Raw genomic sequence first — 21,672 nt, 5'->3', positions numbered from 1 at the left:
AACAGAGCCAGGGGAATACAGGTGTTAGCAATAAAACGCGGGGCGGAGACTCCACGGCTGAAATTGCAATAATAAACAATGATGCGTATTCACACTGGCATAGAATTAGCGTGGTTTCGCATTAGTTGTTCATTTCGTTGCAAGCCTCTGGGGAGTTCTGGATGAGGTTTTTAATTTAGACGCAGCGTATTAGCGGGTCAATATAATTATCGGTGGGGAGGCGCGAGCTAAGCCCGCGCCCGAATATTTAAGCCTGTACGGCGCGTTTATCATCAATCAGGCGGCGCAGCAGCGGGATAAGCAACAGCAGCACGGCGCCTGTCAGGAGCGAGCCCCAGCCCAGCTGATTGAAGACCGTGCTGTAGCCCGGATCGGTTAATGCCGGTGTGGTGCCGCTATTTTGCGGCATGCGGCCGGAGACATAGCCTGCAAGCACCGAGGCCACGCCGGTCACCATCATCCAGCAGCCCATCATCAGGCCCTGGAGATTGGCCGGAGCCAGTTTGCCTATCATCGAGTAGCCCACCGGGGAAATCAGCAGCTCGCCGATACTTTGCAGAATATAGCTGATAACAATCCATTTCAGAGCAACCATGCCGTCCGCGCCCGCCATAGAAATACCCAGCGGCAGTACCAGCATGCCAAGCCCCATGCAGAACAGGGAGGAGGCAAATTGTGCGGGGATATCAATCCGTACACCGCGATCGCGCAGGCGTTTGAACAGCCAGGCCATCAGCGGCCCGCCAATCACAATCACAATCGTGTTGATGTTTTGCAGCCACTGCGGCGAAACCTGCCAGCCAAAGGCGTTCAGGGTAACGTTATGTTCGGCAAACAGCGTCAGACCCATCGGTGCGAGCTGGTACAGCGACCAGAAGACCAGCGAGCCTGCCGCCAGCAGCAGGTAGGCAACCATGCGGCGGCGTTCTTGTTTACGTGAGTGGCGGGCCGTCATTATGCACAGCATCAGGAACACCAAAGCGCCCAGCACCAGCACGAAGCTGCTGCTAAATTCAGGGTGCCCCAACAGCAGGCGCAGCACCGGCACAAGCAGGGCGAGGATCAGCAGGCCAAACGCCATGCGCAGGTAAAAATTCCGTCCCTTAACGTGCTGGAGCGGGGTGCTGATGTCGGCCAGAACCGGCCAGCGGAGCAGGGTTATCACCACGGCGGCAACGTTGCCGAGGGTGGCAAACAGGAACAGCGCCCGGTAGCTTTCGGTCAGCTGGTAGTAGCCCGCCACGGTAAAGCCGATAAAGAAGCCCAGGTTCATCCCGGCGTAGTTCCACAGGAAGGCTGCTTCCCGGCGGTCGTCATCCGGGGCAAAGCGCTGGGTCAGCATCATATTCAGGCAGGTGACGTTCAGCCCGCTGCCGCTCAGGAACATCGCCAGGCCCCACCAGAGGCCGGTCAGGCCCGCATCCGCTATCAGATAACAGCCTGCCACCTGTAGCAGCATGCCGAGGATAAACAGGTTGCGGTTGCTCAGGTAACGCCCGCCGAGGCAGCCGCCAAACAGGTGCAGCCCGTAGTTAAAGGCCCCGAAGATACCCATCATGGCGTCGGCCTGGCCGTCGCTGAAGCCGAGGCGTTTAGTCACGTACAGGACCAGGGTGGAGTACAAAACCGCAAAGCCGAGCGTGGCGAACATCTGGATGAAGAACAATGCGCCGGAGCCGGGAGGGATCGCCTGCTGCGAGGCGTGGCCGGAAGATAAACTCATACTGGTATCTCTCTGAACAACACAAAGACCCGGGAGGCAAAGGCGTCACCGGGTCTTATTTCTATGACTATGATGAGAGAGCATTTTCGTCGCATTTAGTCTTTTTATGCAAAAGAGATCGACTAAATATTCATATTAAATAATTTCAAAATTTTACAAAAGGCGATTCGGTCAGCAACGGGCTGCTGCTTTTCTGAGCGCTGGCGCAGAAAAAACTACTCATCGTCTGCGCCGCGGGGGAAGGACAGATGAGCGGTGACATCACCCCAGGTTTTGCCCACTGGCGCTTTAAACAGCGGATGATCCGCACAATAAATCGGGTTGATCATGCCCTCCAGCGTGCCGTTGCTGCGGCGAATGTCCCAGCGAACCCAAGCGTGCTGCGCCATATCGCAGCGAATATCCTGCGGAGCGATTCTTAGCGGGTATTCCGCCAGAATGCCTTTGTCAGAGACTACCTGAAGCTTGTAGCTCTGCTCTTCGTCACGCACGGCTACGGTCAGGATCGCTGTTTTGCCGTCGGCAGCCTGGCCCGGCAGCAGGTCACCATCGTTCAGGCTGAAGTTCAAACCGCAGCGGCGTTCAAAGTAGCTATGGCCTTTTTTAATGGCGGCAAGAATGGCTTCTCCGCTGAGCGCTGAGGCATAAACATAGGTGCTCGGGTCGCCGTAAATCGAGGGTTCTGTCGCCTGCGGATAGCGTTCGTGAGGTTGCATATGGCAGTCGCTGCCGCCCACGGCATAAATGCGATGCCCGGCATTCCACAGGGTCGTCAATATCTCTACAACCTGTTCGTTGCAGGTCGCGGCGGTTTTCCACGTCGGATCGTTCAGCACTTCCAGCACGTCGATTTCGGCCAGCGGCATATCGTCGTACAGCCAGCTCCACGGGTGCAACATAGCGTGGTTCACGCTCAGCACGCTGTCCGGGCGTTTAAGCGCTATGCCCTGAGTAATCAGGCCGCGGCTGCTGTAGTCGGCGTTGTGCATATTCAGCGTAGCGGCAGGGCCATGAACGTTCAGGTGGCCTTTATCTGCCGTGACTTCAATGCTCGGTAGCAGTAGCACGCTGTCGTGGCGCGGCAGGCAGGCGTGAGACAGGTTGTGTTCGGTCAGGAAAAAGAAGTCCAGCCCCTGTTCGGCCATAATATCCAGCGCCTGGGGCAGCGTGTTATTACCGTCAGACAAGGTGGTATGGCCGTGCAGATCGCCGCGATACCAGCCGGGGCGGTCGCTGAGTGTGCGCTGGTAATCAAAAATGACCTGATGATCGGCGCACAGGACGTCCAGTTTTTCAAAGTCTACCGGGGCGGCGAGCACGTCAAAGCTGATATCAAGCCGGTAGCTCATCGGCTGCGGCGAACGGCTTTCGCCGATGGCGTTATAAACGTGCAGCTGCCACTCTCCCGCAGGCAGGTCTCCGGCCAGCGCGCCAACGGAGGCCCAATCAGAGCAAACCGCCAGCACTTTTTCTGGTTTTTGCAGCATAACCGAAGCCCGCAATTGCTGGCGGCTGTCGTAGAGGTAACAGTAAAGATGACCCGTGCGCAGCGTGGTGCCCGTCAGGCTGATTGCCGGGGTATTTTCTGCTACCGCAAAGGAGTGAACAACGTGGCCGAAGGGAATTTCACCGGAAAAAACGTGCATGATTTGCTCCTGTTTTTAATGGGCAAGAGCATAAGGGGAGAGGGTGAAGATAGTGTGTCGGTTGGGTGTCGGAAAGATGACGGAGAGATGAATTGGCTAGGTGAATAGGGGGGAGTTTGTGTATTACTCCCCCTCTAAAACTATTGCAGAGAGCGTATCCCGGCGATAAGCCGCTCAACGCCTGCCTCGAGCTTGATGCGCGGGCAACCGGCGTTAAGGCGAATAAAACCGTTCCCTTCCACGCCGTAGGTGTAGCCCGGCATAATGGCGACTTTCTGCTGCTCGATAAGCACTTTTTGCAGTTCACGGTCATCCAGCCCCAGCGGGCGCAAATCGACCCAGGCCAGATAAGTGGACTGCGGCGGCTGCCAGTTAAGCTCCGGGAAAGCCCGGTTGAGGCTATCGGCTACAAACTGCAAATTGCTTTGCAGGTAAGCACGCAGGGCTTCGAGCCACGGCTCGCCTTCCTGATAGGCCGCGATGTGGGCGACAATCGCCAGCACCGCAGGGGATGAAAGACCGTCCTGGCCTTTCAGCACGTTCAGATAATGCTGGCGGTCTTCTTCATGATTGATCAGGCCGTAAGCGCCGGTCAGCGCCGGAATGTTGAAGCTTTTAGAGCCTGAAGTGAACAGCGCCCAGCCGCCGCGGCCGACTTCGCACCATGGAATATGCCGGTTCTCGCCCCAGACCATATCCATGTGAATTTCATCGCTAATCACCCGCACGCCGTGGCGTTCGCACAGATCTGCCATCAGCTCAAGTTCTGCACGTGTCCACACTTTTCCGGTCGGGTTGTGCGGGCTGCACAGCAGCATAATTTTGCACTCGGGGCGGGCGAGCAGGGCTTCCAGCGCGGCCATGTCACACTGCCAGCCGTTCGCCGTATTTTGCAGCGGGGCGCTCAGGACCTGGCGCTGGTTCCCTTCAATCGCTTTATAGAATGCGTCGTAAGCCGGGGTATGGGTCAGCACGCCGTCGCCGGGCTGAGACCACTGGCGTACCAGCTGCGAAACCATATAAATCACCGATGGGCCATAAACCACGCTTTCCGCGTCGATGGTGGAATTAAAACGGCGCTGATACCAGTGGGAAATGGCTCCGAGGAAATCTTCGTTTTTCCAGCGGCTGTAGCCGAGCACGCCGTGGGCCAGGCGTTTTTGCAGGGCTTCAAGAATGCAGGGAGCGGTAGGAAAGTCCATATCGGAAATGGTGAAGGGGAGCAGGTCTGCCGCACCGAAGCGGTCGGCAACGTAGTCCCACTGGGTGCACCAGGTGCCGTGGCGGTCTACAGGAACAGAAAAATCAAACATAAAGCCTCACAGCTAAAAAGGGCGCCTGAGCGCCCATTTATAGATTAAGCCTCGACGGTTCGCATCAGGCCGACCATCTCATCTTTTACCGACTGAACCTGCGGCCCGATAACGACCTGGAGGTTATGGTCGTTGAGCTGTACCACGCCGATAGCGCGGTTAGCCTTCAGGGCTGCGGTATCAACCAGCGTCATATCTTTTACCGACAGGCGCAGGCGGGTGATGCAGTTATCAAGCGTGGTGATGTTATCGCTGCCGCCCAGCGCCGCCAGAATCGCCGGAACATTATAGCCGGACTTGCCAGGCTGGCCGATAACCGGTTTTTCAGCGGTGGTGGTTTCGATATCACGACCCGGCGTTTTGATATTAAAGCGGGTGATGGCGAAGCGGAAGATGGCGTAGTAGCCAGCAAACCAGACCGCCGCCACTACCGGCACCATGTACCACTTGGTGGACAGGCCGTGCAGCACGCCGAAGACGAAGAAGTCGATAATGTTGCCGTCGGTGTTGCCGATGGTGACGCCCAGCACGGACATTAAGGTGAAGCCGATACCCGTCAGCACGGCGTGGATGAGGTACAGCACCGGCGCGACGAAGAGGAACAGGAACTCGATTGGCTCGGTGGTGCCCCCGACTACGCAGGCGATAACGCCGGAAATCAGCAGGCCTTTAATCTTGTGGCGGTTTTCAGGGCGAGCGCAGTGGTACATCGCCAGCGCGGCGCCGGGCAGGCCGCCAAGGAAGGCAGGCATTTTACCCTGAGAAAGGAACTGGGTAGCGCTTTCAGAGAAACCGTGGGTGGTCGGGCAGCTTAACTGAGCCTGGAAGATGGTCAGCGCGCCGCTTACGGTGTGGCCGCAGACGTCCATCGTGCCGCCCGCTTCGGTGAAGCGAATCAGGGCAACCAGGATGTGTTGCAGGCCGAACGGCAGCAGCAGACGTTCGCCGGTGCCGAAGATCATCGGTCCGAACACGCCAGCGCTGTGGATCATATAGCCCAGAGCGTTGATCCCGGCGGCAAATACCGGCCAGATAAGCGGAATAACCAGGCCAACAAGGCCCATCACTACGGTGGTGATAATCGGGACGAAACGTGTGCCGCCGAAGAAGGCCAGCGCATCCGGCAGGCGGATGTTATGGAAACGTTCATGCAGCAGGTAAACGATAATCCCGGCAATCACCGCCCCGAGAATACCGGTATCGATGGACTGAACGCCAAGCACGCTTTGAATGTTGTTGGCTTTCAGAATTGCGGCGTCGGTAGTAGGCAGAATACCCTTGGCGGTGAGCCAGAAGTTAACCGCCAGGTTCATCACCATATAGCCGACGAAGCCAGCAAATGCGGCAACCCCCTTGTTTTCACGCGCCAGGCCAAGCGGGATGGCAATACAGAACATCACCGGCAGGAAGCTGAAGGCGAATGAGCCCATTTTGCTCATCCAGGTGAAAATCAGCTGCAGGACAGGGTTGCCCAGCGCCGGAATTTCTGTAATGACGTCGTGGCTGCTTAACGAGCTGCCGATGCCCAGCATGATGCCGCAGAACGACAGCAGCGCCACGGGTAACATAAAGGTTTTGCCGAGGTTCTGGAAAAATTCCCAAAGCGATTTTTTTTGTGGTGTATTAGCCGCCATCACGACTCCTTGACCCGGTTAAAATGAGATGTTGAGTAACGAAAGTTTGGCGATGATAAAACGTTTTACCAAACTTTATCGTGAGGACGATCGCAGAATTACCGCGCATAATGAAGCTTAATATGCCAGCATAAGTAAAACGTTTTATCTTTATATTTACCGATTCACGGAGGATCTGACTTAACGATGTCGACGCTGACCAAAAGAATCACTATTAACGAGGTTGCCGAAGCCGCAGGCGTATCGGTGACCACGGTATCGCTGGTCCTTAGCGGCAAGGGGAGGATCTCCACCGCCACCGGCCAGCGGGTCAATGAAGCCATCGAAAAGTTAGGGTTTGTGCGTAACCGCCAGGCGGCGTCGCTGCGCGGCGGGCAGAGCGGCGTAATTGGCCTGATCGTGCGTGATTTGTGTAACCCGTTTTATGCCGAGTTAACCGCCGGGCTGACCGAGGCGCTGGAGCAGCAGGGGCAGTTGCTGTTTCTCACCCAAAGCGGCAGCAAAGGGCAGCATATGCAGCGCTGCTTCGACACCTTAGTGTCGCAGGGCGTGGACGGCATTATTATCGCCGGGGCGGCTGGGCAGGGGGCAGACCTGCGTGAAATGGCGGCGCAGAATAAACTGCCGCTGGTTTTTGCCTCCCGCGCCAGCTATCTCGATGAAGTGGATATTATCCGGCCGGACAATATGCAGGCAGCGCAAATGGTGACCGAACATCTGATTAAGCGCGGGCACCAGCGTATAGCCTGGCTTGGCGGGCGCAGTTCATCCCTGACGCGGGCCGAGCGGCTGGGCGGCTTTTGCGCCACCCTGATGCAGCACGGCTTACCGTTCCACAGCGACTGGATCCTCGAATGCGAGCCGAGCCAGAAGCAGGCGGCGGACGCGATAACTGAATTGTTGCACAATTTTCCGACCATCAGCGCGGTGGTCTGCCACAACAGTACGGTGGCGATGGGCGCGTGGTTTGGCCTGACACGTGCTGGCTGGCAGATGGGCGGCGGCAGCGTGGACAGCTATTATGACAGGCATATCGCCCTTGCAGCTTTTGCCGAAGTGGGCGAAGACGACCTGGATGATGTCCCGATGACGTGGGTAACGACTCCGGCCAGAGAAATTGGACGCAGCGCGGCACAGCGTATTCTCCAGCGCGGCCAGGAGAGCGAAGTTGCCTTTAGCAATCAGATAATGCCCGCCCGCCTGATAACCATCAAAAACTGATCTTCCCCGGAACGCTGGAAGGGATTGTGCGCCATGAAAGAATCAGCCGGATGGCCGCGAGGGACTAAAAAAATAGCCAGTCATTCGACTGGCTATTTTTAAGCTTACTGCTGAGGAGCCGGAGCGACATCCTGAGGCTGAGGAACGGCATCGCTGTCGTTATCCTGTCCCGCCGGGCCGCCGAGGCCTGCCGGCAGGGCAAACATGCTAAACAGTTCGCCCAGAGACATTTGCTCGCCGTTCAGGGAGGCTTTTCCCGTGCCGTATTGCAGGCTGGTGGTGATGTTGTCGCCGTCAACTTTAGTGACGCGGAACATCTGGCCCATTGCCGCGAGGCCTTTGATCTGCTGGCTTGCCAGTTTACCCGCTTCATCCTGGTTGTAGCCTTCCAGTTGAGCAATCTGGGTCATCATTTCGGTTGCCATCGGCATCGGAATAACCAGCTTCGCGTCAAGAGACTTCACATAGCGGTCCAGCTGTTCTTCCGGCGTGTTGGCCGGGCCGGTTACGCCCTGCGGATCTTTCATAAACAACGACAGGTTGAAGCTGGACTCGCCTTTTGCGTTCTTCCAGCTCAGCGGCGCGACGGTAATTGTCGGGTTGCCTTTCAGCAGCAGCGGCAGGTTAGCGCCAAGCAATTCAACGGACTTCTGCTGATACAGCTCAGGATTTTGCTGCAACGCCGGGTCGGTCATTAATTGCTGCACGCCAGCGTTATATTTCTGGGTGAATTCACGCAGCGCGGCGGCGTCGATATTGCCCACTTTCAGCGTCAGCTTGCCGCTGCCCATATTCTGGCTTTGCACTTTAAGCGCGTCCAGACTGTAGTCGAACTGGCCGGTGAAGTGTTTTTTATCGTCCTGAACGTCGGTTTTGGCGTTGAGGTTAAACCCTTCCACCACGGCAATTTCTTTGCCATCCACCACCATCGAGAGCTTCTCTACAGTGGCTTTTTGTGAGCCAACGCGTTGGTCGAACAGGCTGCGCTTGCTGTCACCGTCGGTTTTGATGCCGTTGAATGAAAGCTGAACGCGCTGGCCGTATTCGTTAACGGTATTGATAAGCCCGCTATCGGCAGAACCGGAAAGCGTAATTTCATTGCCGGAGCCGTCAACGTCGGCGTTCAGTTTAGCTCCGCTGAAGCTGAACTTGTTTTCGCCTTCGGTGGCGTCGATGGCCGCCAGCGTGATGTCAGAGGAGGTTGCTCCGCTATAGCCCACCCGGGTTTCCACTTCAACAGGCTGTTTGTCTTTGGTCAGGGTGAACAGTTGTTTGGTAATGTCGGTGTTCACAAGCTCGGTGTGGATAGACGCCATGCTCGGGATCAGGTTGAATTTCTTCAGCTGAGCGAACGGGAACGGGCCGTGATCGATGGTTTCGTTAAATAATACGCTTTGCTCCGGGGTCAGCAGCGCATTTTTGGTACCAGCAGCCTGTTTAACAACCAGCTGCACGCTGCTGTGGAACAGGCCGCGTTTATAGTTCTGATAGCTCAGAACCAGCCCTGATTCCGGCGCCGAGTTTTTGATCTCCGCGTTGGCGTTATCGATCATTTCGGCCATACGGCCTTCGAGCTGTTTGCCCGTAAACCAGGCTCCGCCGGTCCACACTACGCCCAGCGCCACAATTATCCCAACCGCAACCAGAGATTTTTTCATCGTATCATTGTCCATGTTAAGAAGCCGGTAGCCGTCCTCCACCGGGCGAATGAAAAACGCCTGTGAGCAGGCGTTTTCGTCAATGTAAGCTCTAGCTTAGCAATCTGCGCTAAAAAGATCAGTAAGTTAAAGTTTGTTAAACACTCGCGCTACCCGGCCAACGCCGCTGACCGCTACCGGCGACTCGTCGGCACCGATAAACGCCGACTCGCCCGGCTTGAGCACCAGGCGCTGCTGGTCTTTACTCAGGACGGCTTCTCCTTCCACGCAGAACAGGATGGCCGCGCTCTGCTGGGCCAGCGTCGATTCCTGAGCGCTCAGGTCGTGCAGGGAGAAAGCGAAGTCGTCCACCGGGATCGGGAAGTCCAGTTCGCTGCCGTTTTTCTGCGGCTGAGTAAGCAGCTGGTCGGCTGGTTTTGGCTCAAATTTAACGTTGGCAACAAGCTCAGGGATATCGATGTATTTTGGCGTTAACCCCGCGCGCAGCACGTTGTCGGAGTTAGCCATAACCTCCAGCGCCACGCCGTTCAGGTAGGCGTGCGGCGTTTCGGCGAACAGGAACATGGCTTCGCCTGGTTCAAGCTTCACCACGTTGAGCAGCAGAGGGGAGAACAGGCCGCTGTCGTCCGGGTAGAATTCGGAAATCACGCGGATGGTTTCCCATGGCTCGCCCTGTTGGCTGTTCAGCGCCGCTTTTAACACGCCTAAAGCCAGCGCTTTTTCTTCACCCTGCATATTCAGCAGACCGGCAAACAGCTTAGCCAGGCCATCGGCGTCCGGCTGTTGCAGGAAGTGAGCAATTAAAGGGTGCGCCCCGGCAACCGGCTGTAGCAGGGAAACAATGTCGGAGAATTCGCGGAAGGCGTTCATCGCAAGGAACGGCGTTAAGGCAAACACCAGCTCCGGTTTATGGTTAGGATCTTTGTAGTTGCGCTCTGCTGCGTCCAGCGGAATGCCCGCTGCGTTTTCTTTCGCAAAACCAATTTCAGAGGCTTTTTTGTTCGGGTGAACCTGAATAGAGAGCGGCTGGGCGGCACACAGCACTTTGAACAGGAACGGCAGCTCGCCAAAACGCTCCGCCACGGCTTTGCCGAGTAAAGTCGGCTGGTCGGCATCAATTATTTCGCGCAGCGAGTGCTGTTTACCGTCGGCTGCGGTGACTTTTGAGCTACTCTTTGGATGGGCGCCCATCCACAGCTCGGCCATCGGTTTATGTTCCGGGTTGGCTACGCCGTACAGTTCCGTCAGCGCCGTCTTACTTCCCCAGGCATAATTTTGTACCGCATTGATCAATTTTTGCATTTCTGGTCCCTGTAATCATTTAGTCGAAGTTTCAGTTATTAAAGCAATTATCCGCGGGGAAGTAACCAGGGCAACAAAAAGTCGTATTAGTCTCAGTTTCTGTTAAAAAATTGTGTAGGATGTTATGACTTGTTTTTGGAACACAGCGCGAAATTCTGTGCTGAACAATAAAAATTAACATTACTGTTGTCGCAAGTGAGAGAAATATGTCGAATAAACCCTTTCATTATCAGGAGCCGTTCCCGCTCCAAAAAGACTCAACCGAATACTACCTGCTGAGCTCCGACTACGTTTCCGTTGCCGAGTTTGACGGCCAGCAAATCCTTAAAGTTGACCCTAAAGCCCTGACGCTGCTGGCTCAGCATGCCTTCCACGACGCATCCTTTATGCTGCGCCCCGCTCACCAGCAGCAGGTGGCCGATATTCTTGCCGACCCGGAAGCCAGCGAAAACGATAAGTACGTGGCGCTGCAATTCCTGCGCAACTCGGACATCGCCGCGAAGGGCATTCTGCCGACCTGCCAGGATACCGGCACCGCGATTATCATGGGCAAGAAGGGCCAGCGTGTCTGGACCGGCGGCGGGGATGAAGAAGCGCTGTCTCGCGGGGTGTACAACACCTTTATCGAGGATAACCTGCGCTATTCCCAGAACGCCGCGCTGGATATGTACAAAGAGGTGAACACAGGGACTAACCTGCCTGCGCAGATTGACCTCTACAGCGTGGACGGGGATGAATATAAGTTCCTGTGTATCGCGAAGGGCGGCGGCTCGGCCAACAAAACCTACCTTTACCAGGAAACCAAGGCGCTTATCACCCCGGCGAAGCTGAAAGATTACCTGGTTGAGAAGATGCGTACGCTCGGCACCGCGGCCTGCCCACCGTACCACGTTGCGTTCGTTATCGGCGGCACTTCCGCAGAAGCTACGCTGAAAACCGTGAAGCTGGCCTCGACTAAATACTACGACGGCCTGCCGACGGAAGGTAACGAGTACGGCCAGGCTTTCCGCGACGTACAGCTGGAAGAAGAACTGCTGAAAGAGGCGCAAAATCTTGGCCTCGGTGCACAATTTGGCGGGAAATACTTCGCTCACGACATCCGCGTTGTGCGCTTGCCGCGCCACGGCGCGTCCTGCCCGGTCGGTATGGGCGTGTCCTGCTCTGCGGACCGTAATATCAAAGCCAAAATCAACAAAGATGGCATCTGGCTTGAAAAACTGGAGCATAACCCTGGGAAATACATCCCGGAAGAGCTGCGCCAGGCCGGTGAAGGCGAAGCGGTAAAAGTGAACCTGAATCGCCCGATGAAAGAGATCCTCGCTCAGCTGTCGGACTTCCCGGTTTCAACCCGTCTGTCGCTGACCGGCACCATCATTGTGGGGCGTGATATCGCCCACGCTAAGCTGAAAGAACGTCTTGATAACGGCGAAGAACTGCCGCAGTACGTGAAAGATCACCCGATTTACTACGCAGGCCCGGCGAAAACGCCGGACGGTTATGCATCCGGCTCTCTGGGGCCGACAACCGCAGGCCGTATGGACTCCTACGTGGATCAACTCCAGGCCAACGGCGGCAGCATGATAATGCTGGCGAAAGGCAACCGCAGCCAGCAGGTGACCGACGCCTGCCACAAACACGGCGGTTTCTACCTCGGCAGTATCGGTGGTCCGGCGGCGGTGCTGGCGCAAAACAGCATCAAGAGCCTTGAATGTGTGGAGTACCCGGAACTGGGTATGGAAGCTATCTGGAAAATTGAAGTGGAAGACTTCCCGGCGTTTATCCTGGTGGATGACAAAGGTAACGACTTCTTCCAGAAGATTCAGGCTTCACAGTGCTCTCGATGCGTTAAGTAATACCCGAGCCGCCCTCCGTGGCGGCTTTTTTATCGCAAAGGAGAAAGAAATGGCATCCAGTCGCAGTGAAAAAGATTCAATGGGCGCAATCGATGTACCCGCAGATAAACTGTGGGGCGCGCAGACCCAGCGGTCACTTGAACACTTCCGCATCTCTACCGAGAAAATGCCAACCGAGCTTATCCGGGCGCTGGCGCTGACCAAACGTGCGGCAGCGAAGGTCAACGTTGACCTCGGCCTGCTGCCTGCCGACCGGGGTACGGCGGTTATCGCGGCCGCGGATGAAGTGCTGGCGGGGAAACACCCCAATGAGTTTCCGCTGGCCATCTGGCAGACCGGCTCAGGCACCCAGAGCAATATGAACATGAATGAAGTTCTGGCGAACCGCGCCAGCGAAATTCTGGGTGGCGTGCGCGGTATGGAGCGACTGGTGCATCCGAATGATGACGTTAACAAAAGTCAGAGTTCAAACGACGTATTCCCGACCGCAATGCACGTTGCGGCAATTATTGCGGTACGCGAGCATTTGCTGCCGCAGTTAAAAGTGCTGAAGCAGACGCTGGCGCAAAAAGCGGATGCGTTTAAAGATATCGTAAAAATTGGGCGAACCCACCTGCAGGATGCGACGCCGCTGACTCTCGGCCAGGAGATTTCTGGCTGGGTGGCGATGCTGGAGCATAATCTGAAGCATATCGAGCATAGCCTGCCGCACCTCGCGGAACTGGCGCTTGGCGGTACGGCTGTAGGGACGGGGCTGAATACTCATCCTGAATATGCGGTGCGCGTGGCGAAAGAACTTGCTGACTTTACTAAGCAGCCGTTTGTGACCGCGCCAAACAAGTTTGAAGCTCTGGCCACCTGCGATGCGCTGGTACATTCCCACGGCGCGTTGAAGGGACTGGCGTCTTCTCTGATGAAGATTGCCAACGACGTACGCTGGCTGGCCTCCGGGCCGCGCTGCGGCATTGGCGAGCTGTCTATCCCGGAAAACGAGCCGGGCAGTTCCATCATGCCGGGGAAAGTGAACCCAACCCAGTGCGAGGCGGTGACCATGCTCTGCTGCCAGGTGCTGGGCAACGACGTGGCGGTGAACATCGGGGGCGCTTCGGGCAACTTTGAACTGAACGTTTATCGCCCGATGGTTATTCATAATTTCCTGCAATCGGTGCGCCTGCTGGCGGACGGCATGGAAAGCTTTAACGAGCACTGCGCGGTGGGCATTGAGCCGAACCGCGACCGCATCAGCCAGCTTCTGAATGAGTCGCTGATGCTGGTGACGGCGTTGAATACCCACATCGGCTACGACAAGGCTGCGGAAATCGCCAAAAAGGCCCATAAAGAGGGGCTGACCCTTAAGGCGTCTGCGCTCAAGCTCGGCTATCTCAGCGAAGAAGAATTTGATGCCTGGGTGCGGCCGGAAGATATGGTCGGCAGCATGAAGCCGTAAGTTTTCACTCGCAGATCTATTCTTCGCAATACAGGTGCAGCCGCGGGATAATTAATCTTAGCGGCTGCGCTTTCGGTTTATAGCGATGGCGAATATTTTCCGCATCGTAATTCAGCAACTCTCCTAAGTCCGGCGGCGTTTCACCATTGTCCTGCCTGCACAGCACAACCAGCGGCGAAGGGCAGGCGAGCTGCACCTGCTTTTGCTGAGCCTGATACCAGACGCGGGCCACGGGCTGTACTTTAACCGGCCTTTTAATTTTCAGTCGTGCGTTTTCCGGCAGGCTCGCCACATCGTTTATTTCCTGCGTCACGCGCTCTGCCCACTGTTCTTTGCTCCACGGAGCAACCGCCCGCCCGGCGTTCAGGCTTTTCTCCAGCATTTCCAGCACCTGCTGGCGGCTCAGGTTTTTGACTATCTGCTTGTTGGCCCAGCCAAAACGCACGGTATCCGGCGTTTCAGGCTGCGTGATGGTGCGGTAGGCGTTGAGCGTGATAAGCCCGGGAATATGGCGATGCACCCACTCAAAACGCTGAGAAGAGGGCAGCCCGGACTCAATGCTGATTATCTGTTCCAGCGCCTGTTTCAGCTGGTTAACCTGCTTGATAAGCGCCGTGGTTTCCCGAAACTGGCCTTCGGTTACCGCATAGCAAACTGCGCCCGGCAGGCGTACGGCGGCTTTGCTGCTGACCTTTTCTGACTGCTGCTGGATAAACATCCGGGTGAAGTGGGCTGCCGCCGCTTCGTGCGCATCCTGGCCCACGCGTTGCGTGACCTGTATCGACGAGAGCGGGTCGTGCTCCTTGCTCTTTTCAATTTCTGGCAGGGTGAAGACCCGGCCGCTAAGCAGCCTGAGCTCTCCAAGCTGCCCGCGGAGCAGGTTCAACGCCTGCTCCAGAGAGCGGAAGGTGGAAGTCAGGCGTTCAATCAGATCGTAACGGGCCATAAAAACTCACTTTAGTTACAACATACTAATGAACTGTAGCAGGGGGCGATAACATCGGCAATAGTGTTTGATTTTGTTTAGCAGGAGGGAAATGCCCGGCCTGGGGTGCCGGGCAAGTTGTTATCAGGAGAGGTAAGTGGTGTTTACCGGCCACGAGAAGCGGAAGCTGGCTCCGCCAAGAGGGCTGCTATCAATGGTGACCTGGCCGCCCATAGCAACGGCGATAGAATGGACGATGGCCAGCCCGAGGCCACAGCCACCGGTGGCTCTGTCGCGGCTTGGATCCAGGCGCACAAACGGCTCAAATACCCGGGCGCGTTCTTCTTCCGGTATTCCCGGGCCGTCATCTTCAACCTGTAAATTAGCGATGTCGCCTTCGCGCCACAGGCTGATGCGCAGCTGCTGTTGGCTGTAGCGCAGGGCGTTGTTTATCAGGTTGTCGGTCACTCGCTCCATCAGGCGCAAATCAATAGCGCCGTAGTCGATGGCGTTTACTGTATCGGTGGCGAGGGCTATCTGGCGCTGGCGGTGAATGAGCTGCACGTCGGCAATGTGGGTTTCCATCCAGCTGGCGAATTTAACGTGAGCAAGATGAAGTTCGGTTTGAGGCCTGTCGAGACGGGCATAGGTCAGCAGCTCGTCAATCAGCGCCTCCAGCTGGCCGATGTCGCGATTAAGCGCCTGCGACTCCTCAGGACTGAGGTTATCACTCATTTCAAGGCGGTAGCGCAGGCGAACCAGCGGCGTTCTTAGCTCGTGCGCAATGCCGTCGATCAGCTGTTTTTTACTGGCGATCAGGGCGTTGATGTTATCTGCCATCTGGTTAAAGGCGATGCCAAGCCGCTCAAAACTCGAAGCATTATCAAAATGAATATGCTCATCGAGATGGCCTTGACCAAAGCGCTGGGCGGCACTCTCAAGCTTTAGCATGTCCTGCCAGTGCGGGCGCATCCAGATAAAAACCGGGAAGGCGAGGGAGATAGCGATAAAGGCAATTAGCCCGATGTCCAGCAGCCGCATTTGGTGCAGGTAAAACAGGTAGGGAATCGGCCCAACGGCCAGCACATAATGGCTGCGCGGAATGCGCTGGATAAAGGTGTATTCTTCGTCGAGCGCGACTATTTCGCCCTCGCGCAGGTGACGAGCGGCAATATCATCCAGCTTAAACTTGCTCATTGGCTCAATGTTGAGCTTAAAAGAGAGGTTAAGGTCGAGATCGTTGATGGTTTTATTCCAGTCGCGCGGAGGAATTTCTCTCAGCTCGCTGCGCATCAGGTAGAGCGAACTTTTCATCAAGTCATCAAGCGACTGCCGCCCGGCGCGCTCTGCGGTGAATTTATACACCAGGCCAACCAGCATGGTCATCACCAGGAAGCAGACAAACAGCAGGAGATAAAACTGTACAAACAGCTTTTTCATCAAATATTACCGTGAAATTAATAGATTAGGCGTGGTGCCATAGGCGCGTCAGGCACTATCAATGCATTATATCTGCCGATGTGCTGAATCAGGAATGTAATTCCATCTGGTTTACGCTAAACCCGGCCGACAACATCCATCTATGCCCATAAATTGGAAGATGCTTATGCGAGATTTTAGCGCTTTTCACAGCAATAATTTCCCGCAAGACAAAATTTTGGTAGTTTTTAACTGAGATAAATCTGATAAATTAGCTGCGCGTAAAATTACAACGGATTTAGAAATGACAAGGAAATGGATTCTGGGTGCTGTTGCACTCACTGTTACTTTAGTTGTGGCTTTGGCAACTCAACTAAGTTTTTCAACCGCTCCTGATTTTGTTTCTGGCGCACAGGGTAGGCTCGAATCTTATCTTTCATACAGCTATGGGCCGCTACATTGCTCGAGCACGAAGGACAAAGAACAGGCATGGACAATCAATTGTGCTGCAAACAATGGCAAAAATAATTTTGTCTATGTTGTTCACGATGCGCAAGACGAACCATACGGTTTCTTCCTGACGGCTGTAAATGATGCTGCCAGAGAGACGTCTGGCGTAGATCTGCTCTCATATCTGGATATCAGAGCCAACGGTTAATATTGATTACCGGCATGTCTAAACCCGCTTTTGCGGGTTTTTTTACGTCCGCCTTCGGTAAATAACCGAAGGCGTTTCATCAGGCTTCGCTTTCCCAGGCGTGCGGGGCAAATAAATAGCCCTTGTTGCGCACGGTTTTAATGCGAAAGGGTTCTGTGGCGTTGTCGAGCAGCTTCTTACGCAGGCGAGAAATCGCTACGTCGACGCTGCGATCCATACCGTCATAGGTTACGCCACGCAGGTTCTTCAGCAGCGCATCACGGTCCATTATCTGGCCTGCATGAGTGGCCAGCTCCCACAGTAAGTCAAAGTCAGCGGTAGAAAGCACAACATTTTCGGCCCCGAGCGTGACCTGGCGGTTAAGCGGGTCGATGCACAGAGTGCCAAAGCGTATCGCTTTATGGGGCTTGAGGTTACTGGCCGTTGTATCCGCCGTATGCTGGGCCGACACACGCTGGCGCAGATGCAGCCGCAGGCGAGCCAGCAGCACCGCAGGCGGCGTGGTTTTCAGAATATAATCATTAGCGCCCATCTCGAGCGAAAGGATGTGGTTCATGTCGCTGTCCAGCGAGGTCAGCAGCACAATCGGGCCGTCCCACTGCGGGCGTAGATCCCGACACAATGTCATCCCGTCTTTACCCGGAAGCATAATATCGAGCAGCACCAGGTCAGGTTGCTGTTGTTGAATAACCGCTTCGGCACGATCGCCGCGGGTTTCAACGATAACATCAATGTCGTGTTTCCCGAGGTAGGCCGCTATCAGGCCGCCTACTTCCGGGTCGTCTTCCACATAAACAATTTTGCTCATAACCTGCCGCGTTGGCTGTTAAAGAAATAAACATACAATGATGCAATAGATTACACCATTAATGGTTGGTAAACAGTTTTAGCGCAGGTGGCGCCCGCCGTCGACCGCATGACTGCGCCCGGTAACGTAGCGGCTGGCTAACAGATATTCCACCAGGTTAACGACCTCCTGTTCACCCGGCGCGATTTTCATCAACGATTTATTTAACGCGCGCTGGCGATACTCCGCATCATCACTTTCATTAAACATAATCAGGGCAGGGGCGATGGCGTTAACCTTAACCTCAGGCGCAAGTTTGAGCGCGAAAGAGAGCGTCATGTTTTCAAGTGCGGCTTTGCTGGCGGCATAAGCGATATGCTTGTCGCTCCCACGCTCTGCGACATAATCGGTGATGTGAATAATATCGCTGCCGCCCTGGCCGTGGCCGCGCAACAACGCTTCTAATTCGTGGTTGAGCAAATAGGGCGTCGCAACGTGGATTTGCATCATCGCATTAAGCGTTTCACTTAGCGGCGTGTGGCGACTTTCCGGCTGCCATTCGCTGGCATTGTGGATTATTGCACGTAATGAAGGAGTCAACGCTTTCACCTGCTCCGCAAATCGGAGTATCCCTTCAGTGCTAGAAAAATCTGCATGCAGGCAGGTTACGCCAGCATGTTCGAGGGCGTCGATTGAGGAGTGCCGGGTGCGATAGCTGATAATCAGCGGCTGCCCCTTTGCAATAAACTGTTGAGCCAGCGCCAGGCCAATACGTTTCCCGGCACCGGTTATCAGAATAGGACGGTTAATAGCAATTCTCCCCTTAGAATGTATCTGCCGGGGGAGTAATGCTTCTAGCCCACCAGCATCCATGTTGCCGGGAATGCTGCCAGCAGCATCAGGCAAATAACGGTTCGCTCTTTTAGGTTAAGCGATTTTTCGTGCATGTGGGTACTGCGGGCATACATAAACACCAGCAGCCCTGGAGCATAAAGTACCACTGAAAGCAGTAAATGCATCGGGCCTGATGCATAAAGCAACCACAGGCCATAAACGCAGGCACCCACGCCAATTGCCTTGTGCAGAGGGCGACTGGCGACTTTCAGCAGGTATGCGCCTACCAGGAAATAGGGCACCAGAATCATTTCCGAGGCGATGGTCAGCAGGGTGTTGTAGTCCGAGCCGGTAAGCCAAATTAATACCAGACAGACCTGCACGCTAATATTAGTTAGCCACAGCGATGCCGACGGAGCGTTGTTTTTATTCTGACGGGCGAACATCTTCGGAAAGGCTTTATGGGTAGCCGCCAGCAGCGGGACTTCCGCTGCCATGATTGTCCAGCTCAGATAAGCGCCGCATACGGAAACAATAAGCCCGGCGGCAATAATAATCTCGCCCCACGGCCCCATCATTTCAACCATCAGGCCAGCCATCGACGGATTGCGCATTGCCGCCAGCTCCGGGCGGGCCACTACGCCAAGCGAAAGTAGAGTGACCAGCAGGTAAACGACCAGAGCGGAGACTACGGCCAACAGCGTTGCGCGACCAACATCTTTTTTATTTCTCGCACGAGCCGAAACAACCACCGCGCCCTCAACGCCGATAAATACCCACAGGGTGATGAGCATAGTATTTTTCACCTGCTCCCAGACGGGCACGCCAAGCTTGAGGCCGGTGAAATCGAGGGTGAATGTCGGGAGTTTGAACGCCATAAAGGCCAGAACCACAAACATACCCAGCGGCAAGAGTTTTGCTAGCGTGGCTACAAGATTGATGCTGGCTGCGGTCTGTACGCCGCGTAGCACCAGCCAGTGCACCATCCACAATAGTATCGAAGCGCCTACGATAGACTGCCAGGTGTTCCCGTCGCCGAACAGCCGAATTTCGGGCGTGTCGGTAAAGAAACTGAGAGCGGAAAAGACGATAACCAGGTAGGAAACGTTGGCGATAACGGCGCACAGCCAGTAGCCCCAGGCCGAGCAAAATCCAATGAGCTCGCCGAACCCTTCGCGCGCATAAGTAAATATGCCGCCATCGAGATCGGGGCGCAGGCGCGTCAGTACCAGCATCGCCAGCGCCAGCAGCAGGATACCTACGCCGGTGATTGCCCAGCCAATAAGCAGGGCCGCAGGGCTAGCGACAGCGGCCATATTCTGCGGCAGGCTGAATACTCCCGCGCCGAGCATAGAGCTTAATACCAGAGCGGTTAGCGCCGCGAGGCCGAGTTTCTTTTCCATAGAGGTCCTGTAAAGAGTTAAGGGATCCAGCATAATTATTATGCTTTTACGCATATAAATGGAGGATCACGCTAAGGCGCGGGATTCTACGGAGTGTGAACACTGCTTGCAATGAGCTGAGCCATAAAATGAACTGAATGGCAAAAAAAAGGGCAGCTTTCGCCGCCCTGAGGTTTTTTAACGCACCTTATTTATACAGGTCTGCGCTAATGGTGATGTTATTACCACGCTCCTGCCACTGGCGGGTAATGTGGTAGAACTTGGCACCTTTTTTAGCCGCGCGTTTGGCGACCTGGTAGGAGATCTCGGTCATGTTGCCGTAGTTCCCTGTGAACTGAATATTATCAAACGGCACCATTTGGGCTGCGGTGATTTTATTCACTTCTTCGATCTTAGTCCCGTCCGGTAAAGTTACGGTGTAACGACCACCTTTAGAGCTTTGAGTCTCGAAGAAACGGCCCACGTCGCTGGACGGCGCTTCGGAAGAGGCGATACCCGGGATTTCAACCTGTTTCGCCGCCGCGCCACCGGCCGCTAATGCCGCTTTACCTGCTTCAGAGTTAGCCGGCAGCAGGTCCGGGCTCTGAACCACACGCTGTTTAGCATCGGCTTTGTAAATGAATGCGGTAACGCGCTGGTTTCCGCCCTGGTTAGCATCAACCTGGCGCACGATGAAGAATGAGGCGGCACCTTTGTTGCGTGCGGCTTTCGTTATCGCATCATTCACTTCAGGCTGGCTGCGGTAGAAACCCTGAACGGTCACGGTATCGAAAGGCTCAAGCTTAAAGGCCTGCTCTTTCGGCAGTTCCACAATGCCGTTAATTACGCGGTTTTTGATCGCATCTGCTTTTGGTGCGTCGGCTTTATACACATCCGCTATTACACGAGCATTGCCGCTTTCCCCGATGAAATTGCTGTCCAGTACATAGAAAGAGGCCGCGCCAATTTCATCCGCACGATGAGAAACAGCAGATACAGCATCGCCGATGGCGTTAAAGCGCCCGGTGACGGTGATACGATCGTAGGGTTTAAGAGCAGATGCTTGTTCAGGCGTCAGTTCTGTCGCAGCCTGAGCGGACAGCGAAGTAACAGAAATAAGAGCTGACGCCAGAAGGGTGTTCTTGAGATTCATAAAAATAATCCTTCGCCTTGCGCAAAATGAGTGCTGATACTGCGTTCTCTGATAATGACAGGTTAACGGCCGATTATGGCACTGAAATTAAGGCTAATCTACAACCGTTTGCTTGGCGATAAGTGCCGCTAAAGTCTAAATCCGGCATGGAGTTTCTGTTTCTCAGCCTATATAACCGGCGATGCCATCCCACAGTAGTTTGATTGCGGTTATCACCAGCAAAAGCAAAAAGTAAATCCGGCTGTAATCGGGAATGGTGCAAGGAATGGCTGCGGGTTCGCATGGTGTACTACAGTTACCGGGACTGCGAGCACTGTCCGTTGAGGCGATTGATGAGGGGATTCGACTGCATGCGGCGGCGCTCCAGGTTTATATTGCTGCTGGAGAAAAAAGATAAGTTGAAAAAATAGCCTTTGAAGCCTGAAGCCTGCTAAAGATTATGACTTATTTGGTTAATTTATTGTTAATTGCTGGTTTTGCTATGAGTAAGAATCATGTTGACGGGCTTCTATTAAGCGTATTATCAGGCTCTGAGGGTTAAATAGCGGTAAAAACGACTGCCTGGGTGCCGCAGCACTAAATTTTTGCGATAAAAATACAAATACCAGGATGCAGATGTAGATCACAGTCGTTATTTTCAGTAGGTTATAAAAAGTTTGTTACAGATCTAATTTTTGTTGAAGTGAGCGTGGAGAAGATATCTGCCGGCGGCGCGCG

At 54.9% G+C, this 21,672-nt stretch carries 16 protein-coding genes; 4 read left to right on the top strand and 12 right to left on the bottom strand.

What is annotated here, in order from left to right:
* Positions 1-247 precede the first annotated feature (247 nt).
* The 4 genes from ACG1VR_RS13180 to malX all read right to left on the bottom strand — a co-directional run bounded on the left by ACG1VR_RS13180 (position 248) and on the right by malX (position 6,316).
* Positions 248-1,723: a peptide MFS transporter gene (locus tag ACG1VR_RS13180; RefSeq protein WP_395489020.1), complete on the bottom strand. Its 1,476-nt coding sequence runs from the start codon at positions 1,721-1,723 to the stop codon at positions 248-250.
* A gap of 215 nt (positions 1,724-1,938) precedes the next feature.
* Positions 1,939-3,369: a CehA/McbA family metallohydrolase gene (locus ACG1VR_RS13175; protein ID WP_395489019.1), complete on the bottom strand. Its 1,431-nt coding sequence runs from the start codon at positions 3,367-3,369 to the stop codon at positions 1,939-1,941.
* Positions 3,370-3,509: 140 nt separating this feature from the next.
* Positions 3,510-4,682 carry a MalY/PatB family protein gene (locus ACG1VR_RS13170; protein WP_395489018.1) on the bottom strand — a complete coding sequence of 391 codons (1,173 nt, stop codon included), beginning with the start codon at positions 4,680-4,682 and terminating at the stop codon, positions 3,510-3,512.
* A gap of 44 nt (positions 4,683-4,726) precedes the next feature.
* Positions 4,727-6,316, bottom strand: coding sequence for a maltose/glucose-specific PTS transporter subunit IIBC (malX, locus tag ACG1VR_RS13165; protein WP_016536155.1), 1,590 nt, complete (start codon positions 6,314-6,316; stop codon positions 4,727-4,729).
* Positions 6,317-6,502: 186 nt separating this feature from the next.
* On the opposite strand from malX, the gene ACG1VR_RS13160 reads away from it, so the two are divergent.
* Positions 6,503-7,537, top strand: coding sequence for a Mal regulon transcriptional regulator MalI (locus ACG1VR_RS13160; protein ID WP_016536156.1), 1,035 nt, complete (start codon positions 6,503-6,505; stop codon positions 7,535-7,537).
* Between the two features lie 104 nt (positions 7,538-7,641).
* Here ACG1VR_RS13160 and ACG1VR_RS13155 read toward each other — a convergent pair whose 3' ends face one another.
* Positions 7,642-9,195, bottom strand: a complete 1,554-nt coding sequence (locus ACG1VR_RS13155; RefSeq protein WP_395489017.1) for a YdgA family protein — start codon at positions 9,193-9,195, stop codon at positions 7,642-7,644.
* 126 nt (positions 9,196-9,321) lie between these two features.
* Positions 9,322-10,497: a mannose-6-phosphate isomerase gene (gene manA, locus ACG1VR_RS13150; RefSeq protein ID WP_395489016.1), complete on the bottom strand. Its 1,176-nt coding sequence runs from the start codon at positions 10,495-10,497 to the stop codon at positions 9,322-9,324.
* Between the two features lie 206 nt (positions 10,498-10,703).
* Between manA and fumA the strand changes: the two genes are divergently transcribed.
* Together fumA and fumC are read left to right on the top strand one after the other, a co-directional pair.
* On the top strand, positions 10,704-12,350 hold the full coding sequence (gene fumA / locus ACG1VR_RS13145) for a class I fumarate hydratase FumA (RefSeq protein WP_395489015.1): 1,647 nt from the start codon (positions 10,704-10,706) through the stop codon (positions 12,348-12,350).
* Between the two features lie 49 nt (positions 12,351-12,399).
* On the top strand, positions 12,400-13,797 hold the full coding sequence (gene fumC / locus ACG1VR_RS13140; protein WP_395489014.1) for a class II fumarate hydratase: 1,398 nt from the start codon (positions 12,400-12,402) through the stop codon (positions 13,795-13,797).
* Between the two features lie 16 nt (positions 13,798-13,813).
* On the opposite strand, the gene tus is transcribed toward fumC, so the two are convergent.
* Both tus and rstB read right to left on the bottom strand, forming a co-directional pair.
* Positions 13,814-14,743 carry a DNA replication terminus site-binding protein gene (gene tus / locus ACG1VR_RS13135; protein ID WP_395489013.1) on the bottom strand — a complete coding sequence of 310 codons (930 nt, stop codon included), beginning with the start codon at positions 14,741-14,743 and terminating at the stop codon, positions 13,814-13,816.
* A 123-nt stretch (positions 14,744-14,866) separates the two neighbouring features.
* Complete coding sequence (gene rstB / locus ACG1VR_RS13130; protein ID WP_016536162.1) at positions 14,867-16,162, bottom strand: two-component system sensor histidine kinase RstB; 1,296 nt, start codon at positions 16,160-16,162, stop codon at positions 14,867-14,869.
* A 283-nt stretch (positions 16,163-16,445) separates the two neighbouring features.
* On the opposite strand from rstB, the gene ACG1VR_RS13125 reads away from it, so the two are divergent.
* Positions 16,446-16,799 carry a hypothetical protein gene (locus tag ACG1VR_RS13125; RefSeq protein ID WP_395489012.1) on the top strand — a complete coding sequence of 118 codons (354 nt, stop codon included), beginning with the start codon at positions 16,446-16,448 and terminating at the stop codon, positions 16,797-16,799.
* Between the two features lie 79 nt (positions 16,800-16,878).
* Here the strand turns inward: ACG1VR_RS13125 and rstA are convergent, their stop codons facing one another.
* The 4 genes from rstA to ydgH all read right to left on the bottom strand — a co-directional run bounded on the left by rstA (position 16,879) and on the right by ydgH (position 20,955).
* On the bottom strand, positions 16,879-17,607 hold the full coding sequence (gene rstA / locus ACG1VR_RS13120; RefSeq protein WP_016536164.1) for a two-component system response regulator RstA: 729 nt from the start codon (positions 17,605-17,607) through the stop codon (positions 16,879-16,881).
* 78 nt (positions 17,608-17,685) lie between these two features.
* Entirely contained in the window at positions 17,686-18,459 is a 774-nt protein-coding gene (gene folM, locus ACG1VR_RS13115; protein WP_016536165.1) for a dihydromonapterin reductase, read from the bottom strand.
* Positions 18,441-19,823 (bottom strand): amino acid permease, encoded by a 1,383-nt coding sequence (locus ACG1VR_RS13110; RefSeq protein ID WP_039898155.1) that lies wholly within the window; start codon positions 19,821-19,823, stop codon positions 18,441-18,443. Before ACG1VR_RS13110 ends, folM begins: the two co-directional genes overlap by 19 nt.
* Before the next feature lie 187 nt (positions 19,824-20,010).
* A complete protein-coding gene (ydgH, locus tag ACG1VR_RS13105) occupies positions 20,011-20,955 on the bottom strand; it encodes a DUF1471 family protein YdgH (protein WP_016536167.1) in 945 nt (314 codons plus the stop codon).
* Positions 20,956-21,672 lie beyond the last annotated feature (717 nt).

Source organism: Cedecea davisae (assembly GCF_044095835.1).
Taxonomy (GTDB): domain Bacteria; phylum Pseudomonadota; class Gammaproteobacteria; order Enterobacterales; family Enterobacteriaceae; genus Cedecea; species Cedecea davisae.
Note: the sequence above shows the minus strand (reverse complement) of the source record. Positions and strands in the feature narration are given on the sequence as shown.

Coding starts and splice junctions, on each gene's coding strand:
- ACG1VR_RS13180 (WP_395489020.1), bottom strand. CDS start 1,723: ATGAGTTTATCTTCCGGCCACGCCTCGCAGCAGGCGATCCCTCCCGGC.
- ACG1VR_RS13175 (WP_395489019.1), bottom strand. CDS start 3,369: ATGCACGTTTTTTCCGGTGAAATTCCCTTCGGCCACGTTGTTCACTCC.
- ACG1VR_RS13170 (WP_395489018.1), bottom strand. CDS start 4,682: ATGTTTGATTTTTCTGTTCCTGTAGACCGCCACGGCACCTGGTGCACC.
- malX (WP_016536155.1), bottom strand. CDS start 6,316: ATGGCGGCTAATACACCACAAAAAAAATCGCTTTGGGAATTTTTCCAG.
- ACG1VR_RS13160 (WP_016536156.1), top strand. CDS start 6,503: ATGTCGACGCTGACCAAAAGAATCACTATTAACGAGGTTGCCGAAGCC.
- ACG1VR_RS13155 (WP_395489017.1), bottom strand. CDS start 9,195: ATGAAAAAATCTCTGGTTGCGGTTGGGATAATTGTGGCGCTGGGCGTA.
- manA (WP_395489016.1), bottom strand. CDS start 10,497: ATGCAAAAATTGATCAATGCGGTACAAAATTATGCCTGGGGAAGTAAG.
- fumA (WP_395489015.1), top strand. CDS start 10,704: ATGTCGAATAAACCCTTTCATTATCAGGAGCCGTTCCCGCTCCAAAAA.
- fumC (WP_395489014.1), top strand. CDS start 12,400: ATGGCATCCAGTCGCAGTGAAAAAGATTCAATGGGCGCAATCGATGTA.
- tus (WP_395489013.1), bottom strand. CDS start 14,743: ATGGCCCGTTACGATCTGATTGAACGCCTGACTTCCACCTTCCGCTCT.
- rstB (WP_016536162.1), bottom strand. CDS start 16,162: ATGAAAAAGCTGTTTGTACAGTTTTATCTCCTGCTGTTTGTCTGCTTC.
- ACG1VR_RS13125 (WP_395489012.1), top strand. CDS start 16,446: ATGACAAGGAAATGGATTCTGGGTGCTGTTGCACTCACTGTTACTTTA.
- rstA (WP_016536164.1), bottom strand. CDS start 17,607: ATGAGCAAAATTGTTTATGTGGAAGACGACCCGGAAGTAGGCGGCCTG.
- folM (WP_016536165.1), bottom strand. CDS start 18,459: ATGGATGCTGGTGGGCTAGAAGCATTACTCCCCCGGCAGATACATTCT.
- ACG1VR_RS13110 (WP_039898155.1), bottom strand. CDS start 19,823: ATGGAAAAGAAACTCGGCCTCGCGGCGCTAACCGCTCTGGTATTAAGC.
- ydgH (WP_016536167.1), bottom strand. CDS start 20,955: ATGAATCTCAAGAACACCCTTCTGGCGTCAGCTCTTATTTCTGTTACT.